Annotated in this window: 16 protein-coding genes and 2 pseudogenes; 12 read left to right on the forward strand and 6 right to left on the reverse strand. The window is 72.9% G+C overall.

From position 1 onward, the window contains the following. The 9 genes from EAO70_RS26460 to EAO70_RS26500 form a co-directional block, all read left to right on the forward strand. A partial coding sequence (locus EAO70_RS26460; protein WP_148005426.1) for an SDR family oxidoreductase occupies window positions 1–823 on the forward strand: 823 nt, incomplete at its 5' end. Window positions 824–1007: 184 nt separating this feature from the next. Continuing rightward, the gene (locus EAO70_RS26465) at window positions 1008–1340 is read left to right on the forward strand and encodes a plasmid stabilization protein (RefSeq protein ID WP_148005427.1); all 333 of its coding nucleotides are present in this window, start codon (window positions 1008–1010) and stop codon (window positions 1338–1340) included. A 163-nt stretch (window positions 1341–1503) separates the two neighbouring features. Continuing rightward, a complete protein-coding gene (locus EAO70_RS26470) occupies window positions 1504–1821 on the forward strand; it encodes a hypothetical protein (protein WP_315986248.1) in 318 nt (105 codons plus the stop codon). After that, on the forward strand, window positions 1814–3403 hold the full coding sequence (locus tag EAO70_RS26475) for a phytoene desaturase family protein (protein ID WP_148005428.1): 1590 nt from the start codon (window positions 1814–1816) through the stop codon (window positions 3401–3403). Before EAO70_RS26470 ends, EAO70_RS26475 begins: the two co-directional genes overlap by 8 nt. 486 nt (window positions 3404–3889) lie before the next feature. Next, window positions 3890–5005: an LLM class flavin-dependent oxidoreductase gene (locus EAO70_RS26480; RefSeq protein WP_148005429.1), complete on the forward strand. Its 1116-nt coding sequence runs from the start codon at window positions 3890–3892 to the stop codon at window positions 5003–5005. Next, window positions 5002–5898, forward strand: coding sequence for an ABC transporter permease (locus tag EAO70_RS26485; RefSeq protein ID WP_261993064.1), 897 nt, complete (start codon window positions 5002–5004; stop codon window positions 5896–5898). The genes EAO70_RS26480 and EAO70_RS26485 overlap by 4 nt, the downstream gene beginning before the upstream one ends. A gap of 71 nt (window positions 5899–5969) precedes the next feature. Further along, window positions 5970–7013 (forward strand): ABC transporter substrate-binding protein, encoded by a 1044-nt coding sequence (locus EAO70_RS26490; protein WP_148005430.1) that lies wholly within the window; start codon window positions 5970–5972, stop codon window positions 7011–7013. Further along, entirely contained in the window at window positions 7000–7806 is an 807-nt protein-coding gene (locus tag EAO70_RS26495; RefSeq protein WP_148005431.1) for an ABC transporter ATP-binding protein, read from the forward strand. Before EAO70_RS26490 ends, EAO70_RS26495 begins: the two co-directional genes overlap by 14 nt. A gap of 239 nt (window positions 7807–8045) precedes the next feature. Then, window positions 8046–8351, forward strand: a complete 306-nt coding sequence (locus EAO70_RS26500) for a hypothetical protein (protein ID WP_222723485.1) — start codon at window positions 8046–8048, stop codon at window positions 8349–8351. Between the two features lie 195 nt (window positions 8352–8546). Here the strand turns inward: EAO70_RS26500 and EAO70_RS26505 are convergent, their stop codons facing one another. After that, the gene (locus EAO70_RS26505) at window positions 8547–9197 is read right to left on the reverse strand and encodes a TetR/AcrR family transcriptional regulator (RefSeq protein ID WP_261993065.1); all 651 of its coding nucleotides are present in this window, start codon (window positions 9195–9197) and stop codon (window positions 8547–8549) included. Window positions 9198–9316: 119 nt separating this feature from the next. Between EAO70_RS26505 and EAO70_RS26510 the strand changes: the two genes are divergently transcribed. Next, window positions 9317–10012 (forward strand): hypothetical protein, encoded by a 696-nt coding sequence (locus EAO70_RS26510; protein WP_148005433.1) that lies wholly within the window; start codon window positions 9317–9319, stop codon window positions 10010–10012. Between the two features lie 118 nt (window positions 10013–10130). Here EAO70_RS26510 and EAO70_RS26515 read toward each other — a convergent pair. Continuing rightward, window positions 10131–10409, reverse strand: a pseudogene (locus EAO70_RS26515) (CoA-transferase); the annotation flags it as partial. Between the two features lie 4 nt (window positions 10410–10413). On the opposite strand from EAO70_RS26515, the gene EAO70_RS26520 reads away from it, so the two are divergent. Both EAO70_RS26520 and EAO70_RS26525 read left to right on the forward strand, forming a co-directional pair. After that, window positions 10414–10644: a hypothetical protein gene (locus tag EAO70_RS26520; RefSeq protein ID WP_410091414.1), complete on the forward strand. Its 231-nt coding sequence runs from the start codon at window positions 10414–10416 to the stop codon at window positions 10642–10644. A 364-nt stretch (window positions 10645–11008) separates the two neighbouring features. Further along, window positions 11009–12349, forward strand: a complete 1341-nt coding sequence (locus EAO70_RS26525) for an APC family permease (protein WP_148005434.1) — start codon at window positions 11009–11011, stop codon at window positions 12347–12349. Between the two features lie 16 nt (window positions 12350–12365). On the opposite strand, the gene EAO70_RS26530 is transcribed toward EAO70_RS26525, so the two are convergent. The 4 genes and pseudogenes from EAO70_RS26530 to EAO70_RS26545 form a co-directional block, all read right to left on the reverse strand. Next, window positions 12366–13208: a glycosyltransferase family 2 protein gene (locus EAO70_RS26530; protein ID WP_148005435.1), complete on the reverse strand. Its 843-nt coding sequence runs from the start codon at window positions 13206–13208 to the stop codon at window positions 12366–12368. Then, entirely contained in the window at window positions 13193–14215 is a 1023-nt protein-coding gene (locus EAO70_RS26535) for a glycosyltransferase (protein ID WP_148005436.1), read from the reverse strand. Before EAO70_RS26535 ends, EAO70_RS26530 begins: the two co-directional genes overlap by 16 nt. After that, window positions 14212–15294 carry a glycosyltransferase family 4 protein gene (locus EAO70_RS26540; RefSeq protein WP_148005437.1) on the reverse strand — a complete coding sequence of 361 codons (1083 nt, stop codon included), beginning with the start codon at window positions 15292–15294 and terminating at the stop codon, window positions 14212–14214. Before EAO70_RS26540 ends, EAO70_RS26535 begins: the two co-directional genes overlap by 4 nt. Then, window positions 15291–15905, reverse strand: a pseudogene (locus EAO70_RS26545) (glycosyltransferase family 1 protein); the annotation flags it as partial. The gene EAO70_RS26540 and the pseudogene EAO70_RS26545, both read right to left, overlap by 4 nt.

Here is a 15905-nt window from a genome sequence, read left to right on the forward strand (position 1 = left end):
GGACCAGGACCACCCCGGCTCCACCGAGGCGATGCGTCCGCGCCCCGATCACGGAGAACAGAGTTACCGGGGCCATGACCTCCTGCTCGACCGGAGGGCGCTCATCACCGGCGGGGACTCGGGAATCGGCCGGGCCGTCTGCCTGGCCTTCGCGCGAGAGGGAGCCGACGTCGTCTTCACCCACCTTCCCGAAGAATCCGCGGAAGCCGCGGAGACGGCGCGACTGGTCCGAGAGGCGGGCCGCCGGGCGGTGCCCGTCGTCTGCGACATCCGGGACGAGGCGCAGTGCAACGCTCTCGTCGCGCACGCCGTCGGCGAGCTGGGCGGGCTCGACCTCCTCGTCAACAACGCGGCCTATCAGATGTCCCAGCCGGACGGAATCGAAGCGATCACCACCGAGCAGTTCGACCGCGTGATGAAGACGAATCTGTACGGCATGTTCTGGCTCACCAAGAGCGCCCTGGCCCACATGCCGCGGGGAGGGTCGGTGATCAACACCGCCTCGGTGCAGGGCTACCAGCCGAGCCCGCATCTCCTCGACTACGCGATGACCAAGTCGGCGATCGTCTCCTTCACCCACGGACTGGCCCAGATGCTCGCCGAGCGCGGCATCCGGGTCAACGCCGTGGCACCGGGACCGGTGTGGACTCCGCTGATCCCGGCGACGATGCCCGATGCGACGAAGTTCGGAGAACAGTCCCCGCTGGGCCGGCCCGCGCAGCCGGTGGAGATGGCACCCGCATTCGTCTTTCTCGCCTCCGACAAGGCTTCCTACATCACCGGCGAGATCGTCAACGCCACCGGCGGAACACCCCTGCCGTGACCCTCGACGAAGCGCCGCGCCGGATCGCCTTCCTCCTCGAACGGCGCGGGACGTCCCCCTGCCAGGTGCAAGCCGGAACTGTCCCGGACCACCGCGCGCCTGCGAGGCCGAGGCCCCGGTGGCGGCGGCAGATGGGGGTAGCCGCAGCGCGACCGCGGAATCGCACCGCCCAGGAAGGTTCGTCATGCCACGAGGATCCAGCCCGAGGCGCGGGCGCCAGTACGAGCACATCAAGGAGTCCGGAGAGAAGCGCGGCATGTCCGAGAACCGCGCCAAGGAGACGGCCTCCCGCACGGTGAACAAGGAACGCGCCCGCTCCGGAGAGAGCAGGACCGCGAGCCGCAGCTCCACCCGAGGCAAGTCCGCGTCGCAGCGAGGCGGCGAGAGGTCCGGCGGCGGCCGCGGCTCGTCGTCGGAAGGCACCAAGGACGACCTCTACCGGGAGGCCAGGAAGCGCGGCCTCGCGGGACGCTCGACCATGACCGAGCAGCAGCTCATGAACGCCCTCGGTCACTGACGCCGCAACTCAGGGAAGGAGGTTCCTGTGGCCGTACGCCACCAGCTCATCCGCCGGCCGCCGCACTCCGTGTGGGCCGTCCTCGCCGATCCGACCCAGTACGGACGGTGGGTGGTCGGCCCTTGCGAGTCCACACCCCTCGACACCGCGTGGCCCGCCCCCGGTGCCCGGCTGCGCTACACCCGTCCGGCTGGGCCCCTGGTCGGCCGAGGGCACGACGACCGTACGTCACCAGGAGCCCGTCAGGGAGCTGGAACTCGAGGCAGCCTTCAAGGCCTTCGGCCCCGCGAGGATCTTTCTCCGGCTCCGGCCATGGGGCAAGGAGACACTCGTCGTCTGCGACGAACATCCACTGCGCGGTCTGGACGGCTCTCTGCACAACCCCCTGTCCGACGCGGTGCTCCAGCTCCGCCATCGCGGCATGCTGCCCCGCTTGGCGCGGCTCGTCGAACAGCAGCCCCAGGAGGTTCTCCGTGCCTGACGCGGTGGTGATCGGCGCCGGCCCCAACGGTCTGGTCGCCGCGAACCTGCTCATCGACGCGGGATGGAGCGTGGAGGTCCTGGAAGCCCAGCAGGAACCGGGCGGGGCCGTACGCAGCGACCGCGGCGTGCACCCGGACTTCGTCTCCGACGTCTTCAGCGCCTTCTATCCTCTGGCCGCCGCCTCACCCGTCCTCGCCCGCCTCGACCTCGCCGCCGAAGGCCTGCGCTGGAGCCACGCGCCCGCCGTCCTGGCCCACCCGCTGCCCGACGGGCGGTGCGCGGTTCTGGAACGCCGGGTGGAGGACACCTGCGCGGGCCTGTCCCGGTTCGCCGCCGCGGACGGGGAGTCCTGGCTGGACCTGTACCGGACGTGGGACCGGCTCGGGCCAGATCTCGTCCAGGCCCTGTTCACCCCCTTCCCACCGGTCCGCGCCGGATGGCGACTGGCCACGAAGGTCCGGGCTTCCGGAGGGTTGCGACTGGCCCGGAAACTGGCGCTCCCGGTACGCCGACTGGGCGAGGAGGACTTCGCCGGGGAGGGCGGCCGCATCCTGCTTGCCGGGAACGCCCTCCACGCGGACCTGGCCCCCGAGGCGGCGGGCAGCGGCGGCTTCGGCTGGCTCATGTCGATGCTCGGGCAGAGTCACGGCTTCCCGGTCCCCGTCGGAGGCGCCGGCGCGCTCACCGCGGCGCTGACCAACCGGCTGCGGCGCCGCGGCGGCGTGCTGCGCTGCGGCGAGCGGGTCACCGCCGTCACTCTGCGATCCGGCGCCGCGACCGGGGTCACCACGGCGAGCGGCGAGACCATCGGCGCCCGCCGCGCCGTCCTCGCCGACACCTCGGCGCCCGCCCTCTACCGTGACCTGGTCGGCGAGGAGCACCTCCCCTCCCGTCTGGTGCGCGACCTGGACCGCTTCCAGTGGGACTTCGCGACCTTCAAGATCGACTGGGCCCTGACCGGCCCGGTCCCCTGGGCGGCCCAGGAGGCCGCCAGGGCGGGGACCGTGCATCTCGCCGCAGGCGTCGACGGACTCACCCGTTTCGCCGCCCAGATCGCCGCAGGGCAGATCCCCGACGATCCGTTCACCCTGTTCGGCCAGATGACCACCGCCGATCCGACCCGTTCACCGGCCGGCACCGAGTCGGCGTGGGCCTACACCCATCTCCCCCAGCACATCACGGCCGACGCCGGCCCGGACGGCATCACCGGCCGCTGGGACCCGCGCGAGCAACACGCCATGGCCGACCGCATCGAAGCCCAGGTCGAACGCTTCGCACCCGGATTTCGCGACCGGATCGCCGCCCGCCGGATCCTGGCCCCCGTCACCCTGCAAGCCATGAACGAGAACCTCCACAACGGCGCCATCAACAACGGCACCACCGCCCTCCACCAACAGCTCGTCTTCCGGCCCACCCCCGGAACCGGACGACCCGAGACACCCGTCAAACGGCTCTACCTGGCCTCCGCGGCCGCCCACCCCGGCGGCGGCGTACACGGAGCGCCCGGCGCCAACGCCGCCCGCGCCGCCCTGCGCTCCCGCACACCGTCCGGTCTGCTCCACCGAGCCCAACGCGTGTGACGCATCCCGCCGGACATGGCGGTGGCCAGGATGCCTCCGTGGCGTCGTAGTACGCCCTCTGCCGTCACGCCTCCCCCGCCGCCTCCCAGGCGGATGTCACACCCCGCGGGCCGACCGCTGCGGCGGTGGGGCCCCTCGGTAGCCGATCTCGGCATGCGGAACGACACCGTCCAACAGTCGGACATCGCTTGCACGCTCCGGAGCCGTCCCGACAGGATGCGCCCATGGCCCCCGTACTCGTATCGCGTCGTCACGTAGATCTGCTGCGTGTTTCGACGATGCTGTGTCGGGCCGATCTCCCTCGTACGCACGGCTGTTGATCCGCGGGTCCCCCGAGGACCACGCGTCCGCCGCTCTTGATCCCCCTCGGGACAACCGCGTGCCCCCTTCGCGCATTCTTCCGCCTTTCCCTCTCTGCTCACGTGCACGTGGTACCTCCCTTCGGTGAGGGCGCGTGCCGTGCCGCTGTCTCGACGAGGTCCCCTCATGCCGGAAAACCCCCTGTTGCTCCACTGGTTCCTGCCCACCGGCGGGGACGGCCGCGATCCCGGCGGCGTCACCGCCGTCCAGGGTCGTACCGGATCCGCCACCCGGCGGCCCGCGGACATCCCGTACCTGACCCAGGTGGCCCGCGCCGCCGAACAGGCCGGGTTCCACTCGCTGCTCACACCCGTGGGGCTCGGGTGCGCGGACCCCTGGATCCTCACCGCCGCGCTCGCGCAGCACACCACCCGGATCGGTTTCCTGGTGGCGTTCCGCGCAGGATTCGCCAGTCCGACACTGCTCGCCCAGCAGGCCGACGCGTTCCGCCGGTTCGCGGGAGGCAGGCTCGCGCTCAACGTGGTGACCGGGGGCGATCCCACCGAACAGCGTGCGTACGGCGACTGGTTGGAGCACGACGCGCGGTACTCCCGGACCGAGGAGGTGATGACGGTCCTGCGCACCCTGCTGGACGGCAAGACGGCCGACCACCACGGGACCCACGTGCGGATCGCGGGCGCCCGGCTCACCGACCCGGACCTGCGTCACCCCGTGCCCCTGTACTTCGGCGGGGCCTCCCCCGCCGCCGAGGAGGTCGCCGCGCGACAGGCCGACGTACAACTGCTGTGGGGCGAACCACCCGCCGCCGTCGCCGCACGCATCACCCGGCTGCGGGAACGGGCGCGGGCGGCGGGCCGCACCGTCCGGTTCGGGCTCCGGCTGCACGTCATCAGCCGGGACACCGCCGCCGATGCCTGGTCAGAGGCGGACCGCATCCTCGCCGGGTTCGATCCGGAGGCCATCCGGGCGAGCCAGGAGCGCTTCGCCGGCATGGACTCCACCGGGCAGGCCCGGATGACCGCGCTGCACGGCGGCGTCGTGGACGCCGCCCGCCTCACGGTGGCGCCGAACCTGTGGGCGGGCATCGGCCTGGTCCGCGAGGGCGCCGGAACCGCGCTGGTCGGCTCGCACGACGAGGTGGCCGGACGGCTCGCCGAGTACCACGCCCTGGGCATCGACGAGTTCGTCCTCTCCGGCTACCCGCACCTCGAAGAGGCGTACCGGGTCGGCGAGGAAGTGGCTCCGCGGCTGCGTGCCCTGACCGGGGCGGAAGCCGCGTGAGCGCTCCCACGAGGACGGCGGCTTCCGGGACGGACCGGCTCCCTGCCCCCGTCCCCGAATCGTCCGGTACCGGGGCCGGGGCCGATGCCTCCCGGCGGGACCGCCTGCACGAAGCCTTCCGGTGGGGCGGGCTGCGGCTCGTCGCACTCGCCGTGCTCCTCGGCGCCTGGCAGGCGGTGGTCTCCGCCGGGATATGGCCGCGGGTGCTCGTTCCCTCGCCCGGCGATGTGTGGCGGCAGTTCGTCCTCGCCTCCACGGTGCACGACGGGGCGCGCGGCTACGGCGGACATCTGCTGATCGAGCATCTGGGCGTCAGCCTGGGCAGGATCGGCACCGGCTCCGCGTACGCCGTGCTGGCCGGGGTGCCACTGGGGCTGCTGATCGGTACGGTCCGGCCGCTTGCCGTCGTACTGGAGCCCGCGGTGACGTTCCTGAGGACGCTGCCGCCGCTGGCGTACCTCTCACTGCTCGTCATCTGGTTCGGCATCGACGAGGCCCCGAAGATCTGGCTGCTGGTCATCGCGGCCCTGCCACCGATCGCCGCGGCCACCGCGGCGGCCGTGCGCACGGTACCCGGCCAACTCGTCGAGGCCGCCCGGGCGCTGGGATCGGGGCCGACGGCGCTGCTGCTGTGCGTGCGACTGCCCTCCGCGCTGCCCGAGATCCTGACCGGTGTCCGCATCGCCGTCGGTGTCGCCTACACGTCCGTGGTCGCGGCGGAGACCATCAACGGTGTGCCCGGCATCGGCGGCATGATCCGCGATGCGCAGCGCTACAACCAGACCGCGCTGGTGATCGCGGGCATTCTCGCCATCGGCCTTTCCGGGATCGTGCTGGACGCGCTGCTGCGGTTCGTCGAACGAACCGTCGTGCCATGGCGCGGCCGCGCCTGATTCCCCCGGCCTCCTCTCGTTCCCTTCCTCCCTCGTTCCCACATCGTCCGACCTCAGACCGGAGATCGTCCATGCCCGCTCGTCTGTCCCGCCGCGCCCTCCTGCTCACCGCGGCCGTCGCCCTGACGGCCTCCGTCGCCACCGCCTGCGCCGGTGACGGCGACGCGGCCGGCGGATCCTCGGGGCGGACCACCGTACGGATCGCCTACCAGGCGATACCCAATGCCGACCTGGTGGTGAAGAACCAGCGGCTGCTGGAGCAGGCCCTTCCCGAAGTCGACGTGAAGTGGGTGAAGTTCGAGTCAGGCGGCGACGTGAACACGGCCGTCATCGCCGGGGCGGTCGACCTGGGTCTGGCCGGGTCGAGCCCCGTCACCAAGGGGCTCTCCGCTCCGCTGAACATCCCGTACAAGGTGGTCTGGATCCATGACCTGATCGGGGACAACGAGGCTCTCGTCGCCAAGCCCGGGATCGGTTCGGTGAAGGACCTGGTCGGCAAGAAGGTCGCCGCTCCCTTCGGATCGACGGCCCACTATTCACTGCTCGCCGCGCTGACGGCGGCGGGTGTCGAGCCGTCGTCCGTGCAGACCATCGACCTCCAGCCGCAGGACGCGCTCGCCGCCTGGAAGCGCGGGGACATCGACGCGGCCTACGTGTGGACGCCGACGCTGAGCGAACTGGCCAAGGACGGCAAGGTGCTGGTGAGCAGCCGTGAACTGGCCGAGCAGGGGAAGCCGACGGCCGACCTGGGCGTGGTGACGAACGCCTTCGCCGCCAAGCACCCTGAAGTGGTCACGGCCTGGATCAAGGCGCAGGACACGGCCGTCGCACAGGCGCGTACCGCACCGGACCGGGCCGCGAAGTCCATCGGGGCGGAGCTCGGGTTGCCGGCGGAGGAGGCGAAGCGGCAGCTGTCCGAACTGGTGCTGCTCAGCGCGAAGGAGCAGACCGGACCCGACTACCTGGGCACGCCGAGCGCCCCCGGCAGGCTCGCGGCGAACCTGCATGACGCCGCCGTGTTCCTGAAGGGGCAGAAGGCGGTCGACTCCGTGCCGGACCAGGCCGTCTTCGGGCGGGCGCTCGCGGTGGAGGAGCTGGGCCGTGTCGCGAACTGACGCGCCTGACAAGCGGACCACGATCGTCGAGCTGGCGGGCGTGTCGGTCCGGTACGGCTCGGCGAAGGCGCCGGTCACGGCGCTCGACGGCGTGGACGTACGGATCCACGCCGGCGAGTTCGTCGTCCTCGTCGGGCCCTCCGGCTGCGGCAAGACGAGCCTGCTGCGCGTGGTGGCGGGCTTCGAGCGGCCCGCCGCGGGCCATGCCCGGGTCCGGGGCGCGCCGCCCCGGCCGGGCGCGGGGGCGGGGGTGGTGTTCCAGCAGCCCCGGCTCTTCCCTTGGCGCACGGTGGGCGGGAACCTCGCCTTCGCGTTGGCGCGGCTGGGCGTGCCGCGATCCGACCGGCCCGGCCGGATCGCCGAGCTMCTGGAGCGGGTGGGACTGGCCGGGATGGCGGGCCGGCGCACGTGGGAGCTGTCGGGCGGTCAGCAGCAGCGGGTGGCGCTGGCCCGGGCACTGGCCGGGGAGCCCGAACTCCTGCTCATGGACGAGCCGTTCGCCGCGCTCGACGCCTTGACTCGGGAGCGGCTCCAGGAGGAGGTGCGGACCTTGGCCGGGCGGCTCGGCACGACGGTGCTGTTCGTGACGCACTCGGCGGAGGAGGCGGTGGTGCTGGGGTCCCGGGTGCTGGTCATGGACGCGGGGCCCGGCCGGGTGGTGGCGGAGCTGGCGGTGGACCTGGCGAGGGGGCCAGACACGGACGTGTCCGCGCTGCGGGCCTCACCCGAGTTCGCCCGGCTGCGCGGCCGGCTCGCCGAGATCATGCGCGGCGGAGCCGTTCCCGGCCCGTGACGACTGATCGCGACACCGGCCGGCTCGGCACCCTCCAGGACTGAACCGGGCGGGCTGTCCGAGCAGCTCGGGGGTGCGATTCGCGAGGCCGCACCGAGGGCGCGTACGGCGGTCTGCTCGGTGATGCAGAGCAGTCGCGCCGACGGGCACGCCCGCGCAGCGGAGGCCGTGGGTGTCATGGCGCTCCTCCCGGGTGTCCGGGAAGCGCGCACGCCCTACGGCCGGTGCTGGACGGTGGTGTGTCCCAGCATCTCGGACATGGCCCGGGTCGAGCTCAGGAGTTCCGCCGAGACCTGGTCGCGGCGGTCACCGAGGCGACCGGTGCACCCGCCACCTACCTGCTGGTCTTCGGCGAGAACCATCCCCACTTCCACGCCCTCGTCACGGCTCGCGGTGAGGACGTCCCCGCGGACCGGCGCAACGGAGACATCCTGCGGCTCCGGGCCGAGCAGGCCGACCCGGAGGCCGCCACCCGTCTGGTGCCGGCGGTGCGCAGGGCCTACGAACGTCTCGCCGGCGTCGCCACGTACCCGCTGTCGGCCTGAGCACCGAATCGCGAGCAGGTCCCGGCCGTCGGACGGCCGGGGCCTGCTCGCGTGCCGGGGCGCTACACGGCTTCGCCCACTCCACTCCGGCCACCGGCGTCTGCGGCCACCGTGTCCCGTGCGGGGCCGACGCACCCGATGGCGATAAGGGCCGGCACCCTCCAGGCGCGAGAGCCGTGCGACAGCGCGCCTGGCTCAGGTCTCGGCGTCACCACGCCGGCCGGGGGTGAGGAGGTAGGCGGTCGCCATGTCACCGAGCTCGTCGGCGTACCTTCGTCTGGCCTCTGCGCCGGTGGCGGCATCGGGGCGGAGGGAGTCGTGGAAGCAGGCGCCGAGGAGGGCGCGTGCCGCGGTGTCGAGTGCCTGCCGGGGCTCGGAGCGGCGGATCTGGTCGGTGTAGGGCTGTGCCGCTTCGAGCAGGAGGCGGTGGAGTTCGGTGATGGTGCGGGCGCCGCGGTCCAGTGATCTGGCCCCACGGGTGCGCAACAGCTCGGGGAAGAGGTTGCTGTTGTCGGCGAAGGACTCCAGCAGGGCGTGCGCGAAGGCGTCCATGACACCGGACAGCGAGGGCTCGGCTGCGCGCAGCCGCTCAGCCACGTACTCCTCACGGCGTTCCAGCATTCGCTCGGTCAGGGCTCTGAGCAGCTGTTCTTTGTCCTCGAACCGGCGATAGATCGTCCCGACGGCGACGCCGGCGCGCTGTGCGACACCGGCGATCGTCATCTCCTCCAGACCGGAATCACAGGCGATCTCCTCGGCTGCTCGCAGCACACGGGCCAGGGTCGCGGCGCTACGGGCCTGCCGGGGCTCCCGATAGGCCCCCGGGAACTCCGGCTCTTCGGTCATGCCCCGCATGGTATCCGCGGCGCTCTCCACAGGATTCCTTTGACAACGGACGCACCCCTCGGCGTACGCTTCCTATGCGAACGTGAATTCGCGTTCACATCAGCCTCGGAGGTTCGATCATGATCGGAAACCAGACCGCCCAGCCCGTCACCGTGACGCTCCAGGCCGGGCCCGCCGACACCGGAGGCATCGACGACTTCGAGCTCTTCTACGCCCGCCGCGCCGTGGATCGCTACCGGACGCTGCTGGGGCGCCAGGGGCTCCTCGACCTCATGGCCGGCGATATCGAGAAGGGCAACGCCTTCCTGCGCGAGAACGCCCTCGCCTCCGGCGGCGTCTTCAAGGGGGGCACCACCGTGCTCGCGACGAAAGGGCTGACCTCGGGGGAGTTCCTGGCCTGGATGGACAAGGCCTTCGCCGGCGACGAGCAGCCGCTTCTCGCGGCGCACCCCGAGCACTACGTGATGGGCACGGACGAGATCGGTGCGCGCGTGGTGGAGAACATCGGCCCCCATGTCGCCTCCTTCTACATGGGCGGCTGGGGAACCGACGCGCTGGACTGGGCCGAGGACGCGGCCGAGCTCCTCCCTGCGGCGGAATTCCCGCGCAAGATGTCCTCGAACCTCTTCCTGGCCGACGGCACCGTCATCGGACGGGCTCTCATCCAGTTCGGCGACACCGCCGAGGGCTTCACCGCGCAGCTGACGGTCTACTTCCCCGTCAGCTGCCCGGACGAGGTCCTGGACCACCACCTGCGGCACTACGCCGTCGAGTTCCGCAACTGGATCGTCGCCGCGGCGGCCGCCCGCGCCTGAGGCCCTCTGCCGGACGCCGGGACCGTCCCGGCGTCCGGCGCGCGGTCCGCATCGGGTTCGCGAGGGCATCGGCCGCCCGGCAGGAGCCGGCGAGTCGGCGTGATGCCCTCCGCCACGCTCACCGCCTCGGGACGTCCGGGGGAAGGTGGACGGGTGCCTCGGTGGCGGCGACGACCTGTGCCGGGGTGACGCCGGGGGCCGTCTCCACCAGGACGAGGCCGCGGTCGGTGACGTCGAGGACGCCGAGGTCGGTGATGATCCGGTGGACACAGGAGCGTCCGGTCGGCGGAAGGGTGCACTCGGAGACGATCTTCGGGCTTCCGTCCCTCGCGGTGTGTTCCGTGAGGACGAGGACGCGGCGGGCCCCGAGGACGAGGTCCATCGCCGCGATCAGCCCGAACGTGCTGCTCAGCTCGCTGTACACCCACCTGCTCGACCTGATCGAGAGCCACACACTGACGGTGCTTCCTACCGACGAACAGCCGCTGAGCGAATACGTCGCCCACCGGCACGAACTCCACCGCGACCTGGTCGACGCCCTGGACCGAAGGGACCGGGACGAGGCACTCCGACTGATCCACGAACACAACACCGGCCTCCCGACCGCCCGAGATCCCGCCGAGGAGCACTGACGGCTTCGCGAGGATCGTGATCACCTACAAGGAGCCTGTAGCACCAGTGGCTGGGTGAGGAGGCGTCCTCGTGCAGGCAGTCGGCAGAGGGTCCACTGTGGAGATCGCCAACGGACGGGCCCCGCCCCGATGCTTCGCGGCCGCCGTCTTCGTTCTCCGGACATCGGGAGTACCGGGTTCTTCGTTCGTGGCGCCACTGATACCGGCCGGGAGGGGAAGAGACGGTGACGGAAACGAGTCATCCCTTCTGAGAGCGGGAAACGATGAGAGAGCAGAACAAGCGGATCGGCCGGCTCGCCGTCCGTGAAGGGGAGCCGGTGCGATCGCGCCATGCCTCCGGCGTCCACGTCATGGCGGTGCCGCGATGAACGCCGGATCGCCGGCCACTCCCCCGCCCGGGCTGCGGCGCGCCCTGACCACCCCCCTGCTCTATTTCTTCATCCTCGGCGACGTGCTCGGCGCCGGGGTGTACGTCCTGGTGGGGCAGGTAGCCGCCGCGTCCGGGGGCGCGGTGTGGGTGCCGCTCCTGGTGGCGCCGGTGCTCGCGCTGCTGACCGCCGCCTCCTACGCGGAGCTGGTGACGAAGTACCCGCGGGCCGGCGGCGCCTCCCACTACGCCACGCGGGCGTTCGGCCCGGCGGTCGGATTCGTCGCCGGGTTCTGCATGCTGGCGGCCGGTGTCGTCTCGGTCGCCGCGCTCGCCCGCGGCTTCGCCGGCGACTACCTGGCCGCGTTCGTCACTCTGCCCGTCGCGCTGGTGGCCGTGGTCTTCCTGGTCCTGCTGGCCCTGGTCAACGCGCGGGGCATCAAGGAGTCCACCCGCGCCAACGCCGTCGCCACCGTGGTGGAGGTCGGCGGCCTGCTCGTGGTCGTGGTGCTCGGTGCCTGGCTGCTGCTGCGCGGGGAGGGTGATCCGGGGCGCCTGTTCCAGCTCGGCACGCCGGAGAAGGGCGCCGCGGCGGCCGTGCTGAGCGGGTCCGTCCTGGCCTTCTACTCCTTCGTCGGCTTCGAGACCTCGGTGAACGTCGCCGAGGAGACCCGCGACCCACGGCGCTCCTACCCCCGCGCCCTGTTCGCCGCGCTCGCCACCGCCGGGGCGGTCTACGTCCTGGTCGGCGTCGCCGCCTCGCTCACCGTGCCCACCGGTCTCCTCGCCTCCTCCAGCGGCCCCCTCCTCGAAGTCGTCCGTGCGGCCGGCGGCGTCCCCGTACGGCTGTTCAGCGCCGTCGCCCTGGTCGCCGTCGCCAACGGGGCGCTGCTCACCGGCATCATGGCCTCGCGCCTGGCGTACGGGATGGCCCGCGACGGGCTGCTGCCCGCCGCGCTGACCCGGGTGCTGCCCGGCCGCCGCACTCCCTGGGCGGCGATCGCCGCCACCACCGTCCCGGCCCTCCTGCTGGCCCTGACCGGCAGCGTCGCCACCCTGGCATCCACCCTGGTGCTGCTGCTCCTGGTGGTCTTCCTTGTGGTCAACACCGCCGTCCTCGCGCTGCGTTCCGATCAGGGCGAGCCCGACCACTTCCGGGCCCCTACCCTCCTACCCGTACTCGGTGCCGCCTCCTGCGTGCTGCTCGCCACCCAGGTGGAGGCCGAGGTGTGGCTGCGCGGCTCGGTGGTCCTCGCCCTGGCGGTGGTGCTCGCCGTCGTCGCGGCGAGACGCCGTCGCCGTCCGGGGTCAGAGGCGCAGGAGGACGCGGAGGTCTGAACGTCGCCGGGTGGGTTCAACGGCCGGACCCGGTGTGCGGGGACGCGCACCGGGTCCAGCCGTCGGTGACGGGGTCGTGGCGCACGAGCCCGAGGCGGGCGAAGTCGCGCAGCCATCCCTGCATGGGCCACGTCCCCCACCGGTCGCGGTACACGGCGCCGTTGCGGAGGATGTCGTCCAGGTGCTCGACGGGTGGGCGGCTCACCGGGTGGTGCTGGTGGTGGGCGGGGGCACCGCCGACCCACCACAGGTCCACGTCCCGCGCCGCCGCGGTGCGGCCGAAGTCGGTGTCCTCGCCGCCGTATCCGGTGTAGCGCTCGCAGAAACCGCCGATCCGCCGCCAGGTGGGTGCCGTGACGGCGAAGGACAGGGACCAGAACAGCCGGTGGTCGCCGCCGGTGAGCACCTCGTCGTCCGCCGGTACGGGCCGTCCCGGGTGCGGCGGTGCGAGGGCCGGCAGGGTGTCCAGGCGGTAGCCGCCCGGCGGCGGGGGCGGCAGGTAGGCGACGGTGCCGCACAGCAGGGCGCCGTCGCGCGCCGTTTCGGCGTAGCGGGGCAGCAGGGTGGGGCCGGGGACACAGTCCACATCCAGGAAGACGAGGAGATCCGCCCCGCCGTCCAGGGCGCGGCGGCCGCCGGCGTTGCGCGCGGCGGCCAGCGGGAGCCGCCCGGCGTCCCGGGTCAGGGGGAGGACGTCGGCCGTGGGCCGTCGGCCCCGCAGCACCCCGGCGGCGTCGGGGTCGTCGAGGGTCACGACCACGTAATGGTCGGGGGCGAGGCCGGCCGCGGCGAGGCCCTCCTGCTGGAGGGCGAGGTGCTGGTGGCGGCCCGCGACCAGGGTGATCACCGCGACGCGCACGGATGCTCCTCCTCGTCGTCGGTACAGGCAGCCAGGCGGTCGAGCAGCCGGGCGGCGCGGGCGGCGCCGTCGCCGGGGGCCCACAGCCGCCAGCGCTCGCCGCCGGTGCGCCGCGCGGTGTCGAGAAGCGCCGGCCACTCGTGCGGTTCGGGCCAGCGTTCGCGGACGGTGGCGAGTCCGGCCCCGTCCAGGGCACGGGAGGTGGCGTGCTGTTCGTCGTGCGGCCGGGTCTGCGGTACGACGACGGCGGGGCTGCGGGCGGCGGCGCACTCGGCGAGGGCGTTCTGTCCGGCGTGAGTGACCACGACCGTGGCCCGGCACAGCAGGGGCCACGGGTCGTCGGTCCAGCCGCCGGGGCCGCCGAGCACGGTCCAGCGCCAGTCCGGGGTGGCCTCCGCCGCCTTCCGCACGTCGGTTTCGGTCAGTTCGGAGCCCCCGGTGCCCATCATGACCACCACCTCACGTGCTCCGGCGGGGCGTTCGAGGCGCGGGCGGTCGTCATGGCGGGAGAAGGCGCCGGTGTGCTCGGTCTTGGCCCGCCACTGCGGGGGCCATCCGGGTTCGGGCAGGGTGGCGGGCCAGGGCGCGAGCAGGACGTCGGCCAGATCGTAGGCGAGGTGGTGGGCCGGGTCGGAGCGGTCGCCGCGCATCGCGGAGACCACGACCGGGACCCCCATCAGCCGCGCCAGGACGGCGATCTCCACGGAGACGTCGCTGACGAGGAGGGTGGGGGCGGCCCGTTCGATCCAGGCCGCGACGGCCGCCGACCTGGCGCGCAGTCCGGCGTGGTGGCGGGGCACCCAGTGCAGTCGTCCGTGGGCCGTGGGGTCCGCGCCGGCCGCGTCGCCGGGGCCGGTGTCCGGGGGCAGGTGGATCCACTCACCGGTCCAGTCGTCCGGGCGGGTCAGGGAGGAGAGCCCGGTGACGGGGGTGCGGGCATGCCGTGCGACGCACAGGGCGCGGTGCAGGTGGCCGCGGCCCTGGTGGTGGATGTAGTAGCCGATCACGCGACCAGCTCCTCGTACAGGGCGGTGTAGCCGTCGGTCATGGTGTCGAGGGAGCAGAAGCGTTCGGCGCGTTCGCGCGCGGTGCCGCGGTCCAGGCGTACGGTCTCGTGGATCAGGTCGGCGAGTGCGCCGACGTCGTCGGCCGGGGCGAGCCGGCCGCAGTCGGGGGTGAGGGTCTCGGCCAGCGCGCCCCGGTCGAAGCCGCACACCGGGGTGCCGCAGGCCAGTGCCTCGGCGACGACCAGGCCGTACGGCTCGTCCCAGCAGGGGGTGACCAGCGCGGCGGCGGCTCCCCCGACCAGTCGGGCCAGGTCGTCGCGGCCCAGGTGCCCCACGTACTCGACGCCGTCCCCGAGGAGTGGGGCGAGGCGGTCGGCGAAGTACCGCCGGTCCCCCACCGGCCCCGCCACGCGCAGCGGCAGCCCCGCCTTGCGCGCCGCCTCGGCCGCGAGGTGCGGCCCCTTCTCCGGAACGATCCGGCCGCTCCACACCAGGTAGGGACCGCCCGGCCCGACGGGCCACCGGCGGGTGTCGACGCCGTTGCGCACCACCCGGACCGCGGGGACGGTGGRGCGCKACGCCTTCGCGGTGTGGGCGCTGACGGCGGTGAAGGTGACCGGGCAGTGGTCCTGGGACTGGACGGCGGACTCCAGCCAGGGGGTCGGCGGGGTGTGCAGGGTGGTCACCACCGGAAGCCGCAGGGCGGGTGCCATCGCGACCGGCAGGTGGTGGAGGCTGTTGTTGTGGACGACGTCGAAGCGCTGTTCGCCGTCCCGGGCCATGTCCAGCATGAGCCGGAGATAGGCGTGGTGCTCGGCCATCCAGCCGGCCGCGGGCATGCTGACGTCCGCGCGGGCCGCCTCGGTCAGCACCGGCCGGCGCACCGGCAGTTCGTTCAGTCCGAGGGACGGGTCGGAGCCGGGTGCGGCGAACAACTCGACGTGGTGCCCACGCTCGGTCAGCGCCTTCGCCAGCGTCCAGGTGTGGGCTTCGAGACCACCGGCGAACGGTTCGCGGACGGGGAAGCGGGCGGAGGCGATCAGGGCGACCCGCAACGGAGCCGCGCGGAGGTTCCTCACCGCAGCAGTCCGTCGTAGATCTCGCGGTGGGTGGCGGCGATCCGGGCCCGTTCGGCCGCTCGGTCGTCCGTCGAGGCCCGCCACGCGGGCCGCGTCCGGTACGCCTCACGCACCGCGTCCTCCAGCGACCTCGCGTCGAGGCCGTCGCGCTGGGAGTGGCCGTAGGTGAGGCAGGGGCGCTGCTGGACGTAGTACCCGCAGTCGGGTGCCGCCACGGCGGTGCCCAGGTCGTGGCAGGCCTCCAGCCAGCCGGAGTGGGTGCCGAAGGTGTACGGCAGTACGGACACGTCCAGGCCGCCCAGGTATTCCCACAGCTGGTCGTCGTCGAAGTAGTCGTGCACCCGCAGGGTCAGGGCCCCGCGGTCGGCGAGCTTCCTGAGCTCGGCCAGGAGGGCGGGGTCGTGGGCGTGCGCGGCCGGGTCGTCCACCTCGTGGTGGATGTTCACGGCCAGTTCCGCGTCGTCCAGTCCGGCGACGGTCTCGGCCAGGACGCGCACCACCGGCAGTACGGCCATGTTGGCCCGCAGGCTCTTGGCGTGCACCCCGACCCGGAAGCCCTCCCGGTACGGGCGGGGGCGGCTGAGGAGGGGCGGCTGCACCACGTGCGGGTG

This window comes from Streptomyces sp. adm13(2018) (genome assembly GCF_008042145.1).
In the GTDB taxonomy this organism is placed as follows: Bacteria; Actinomycetota; Actinomycetes; order Streptomycetales; family Streptomycetaceae; genus Streptomyces.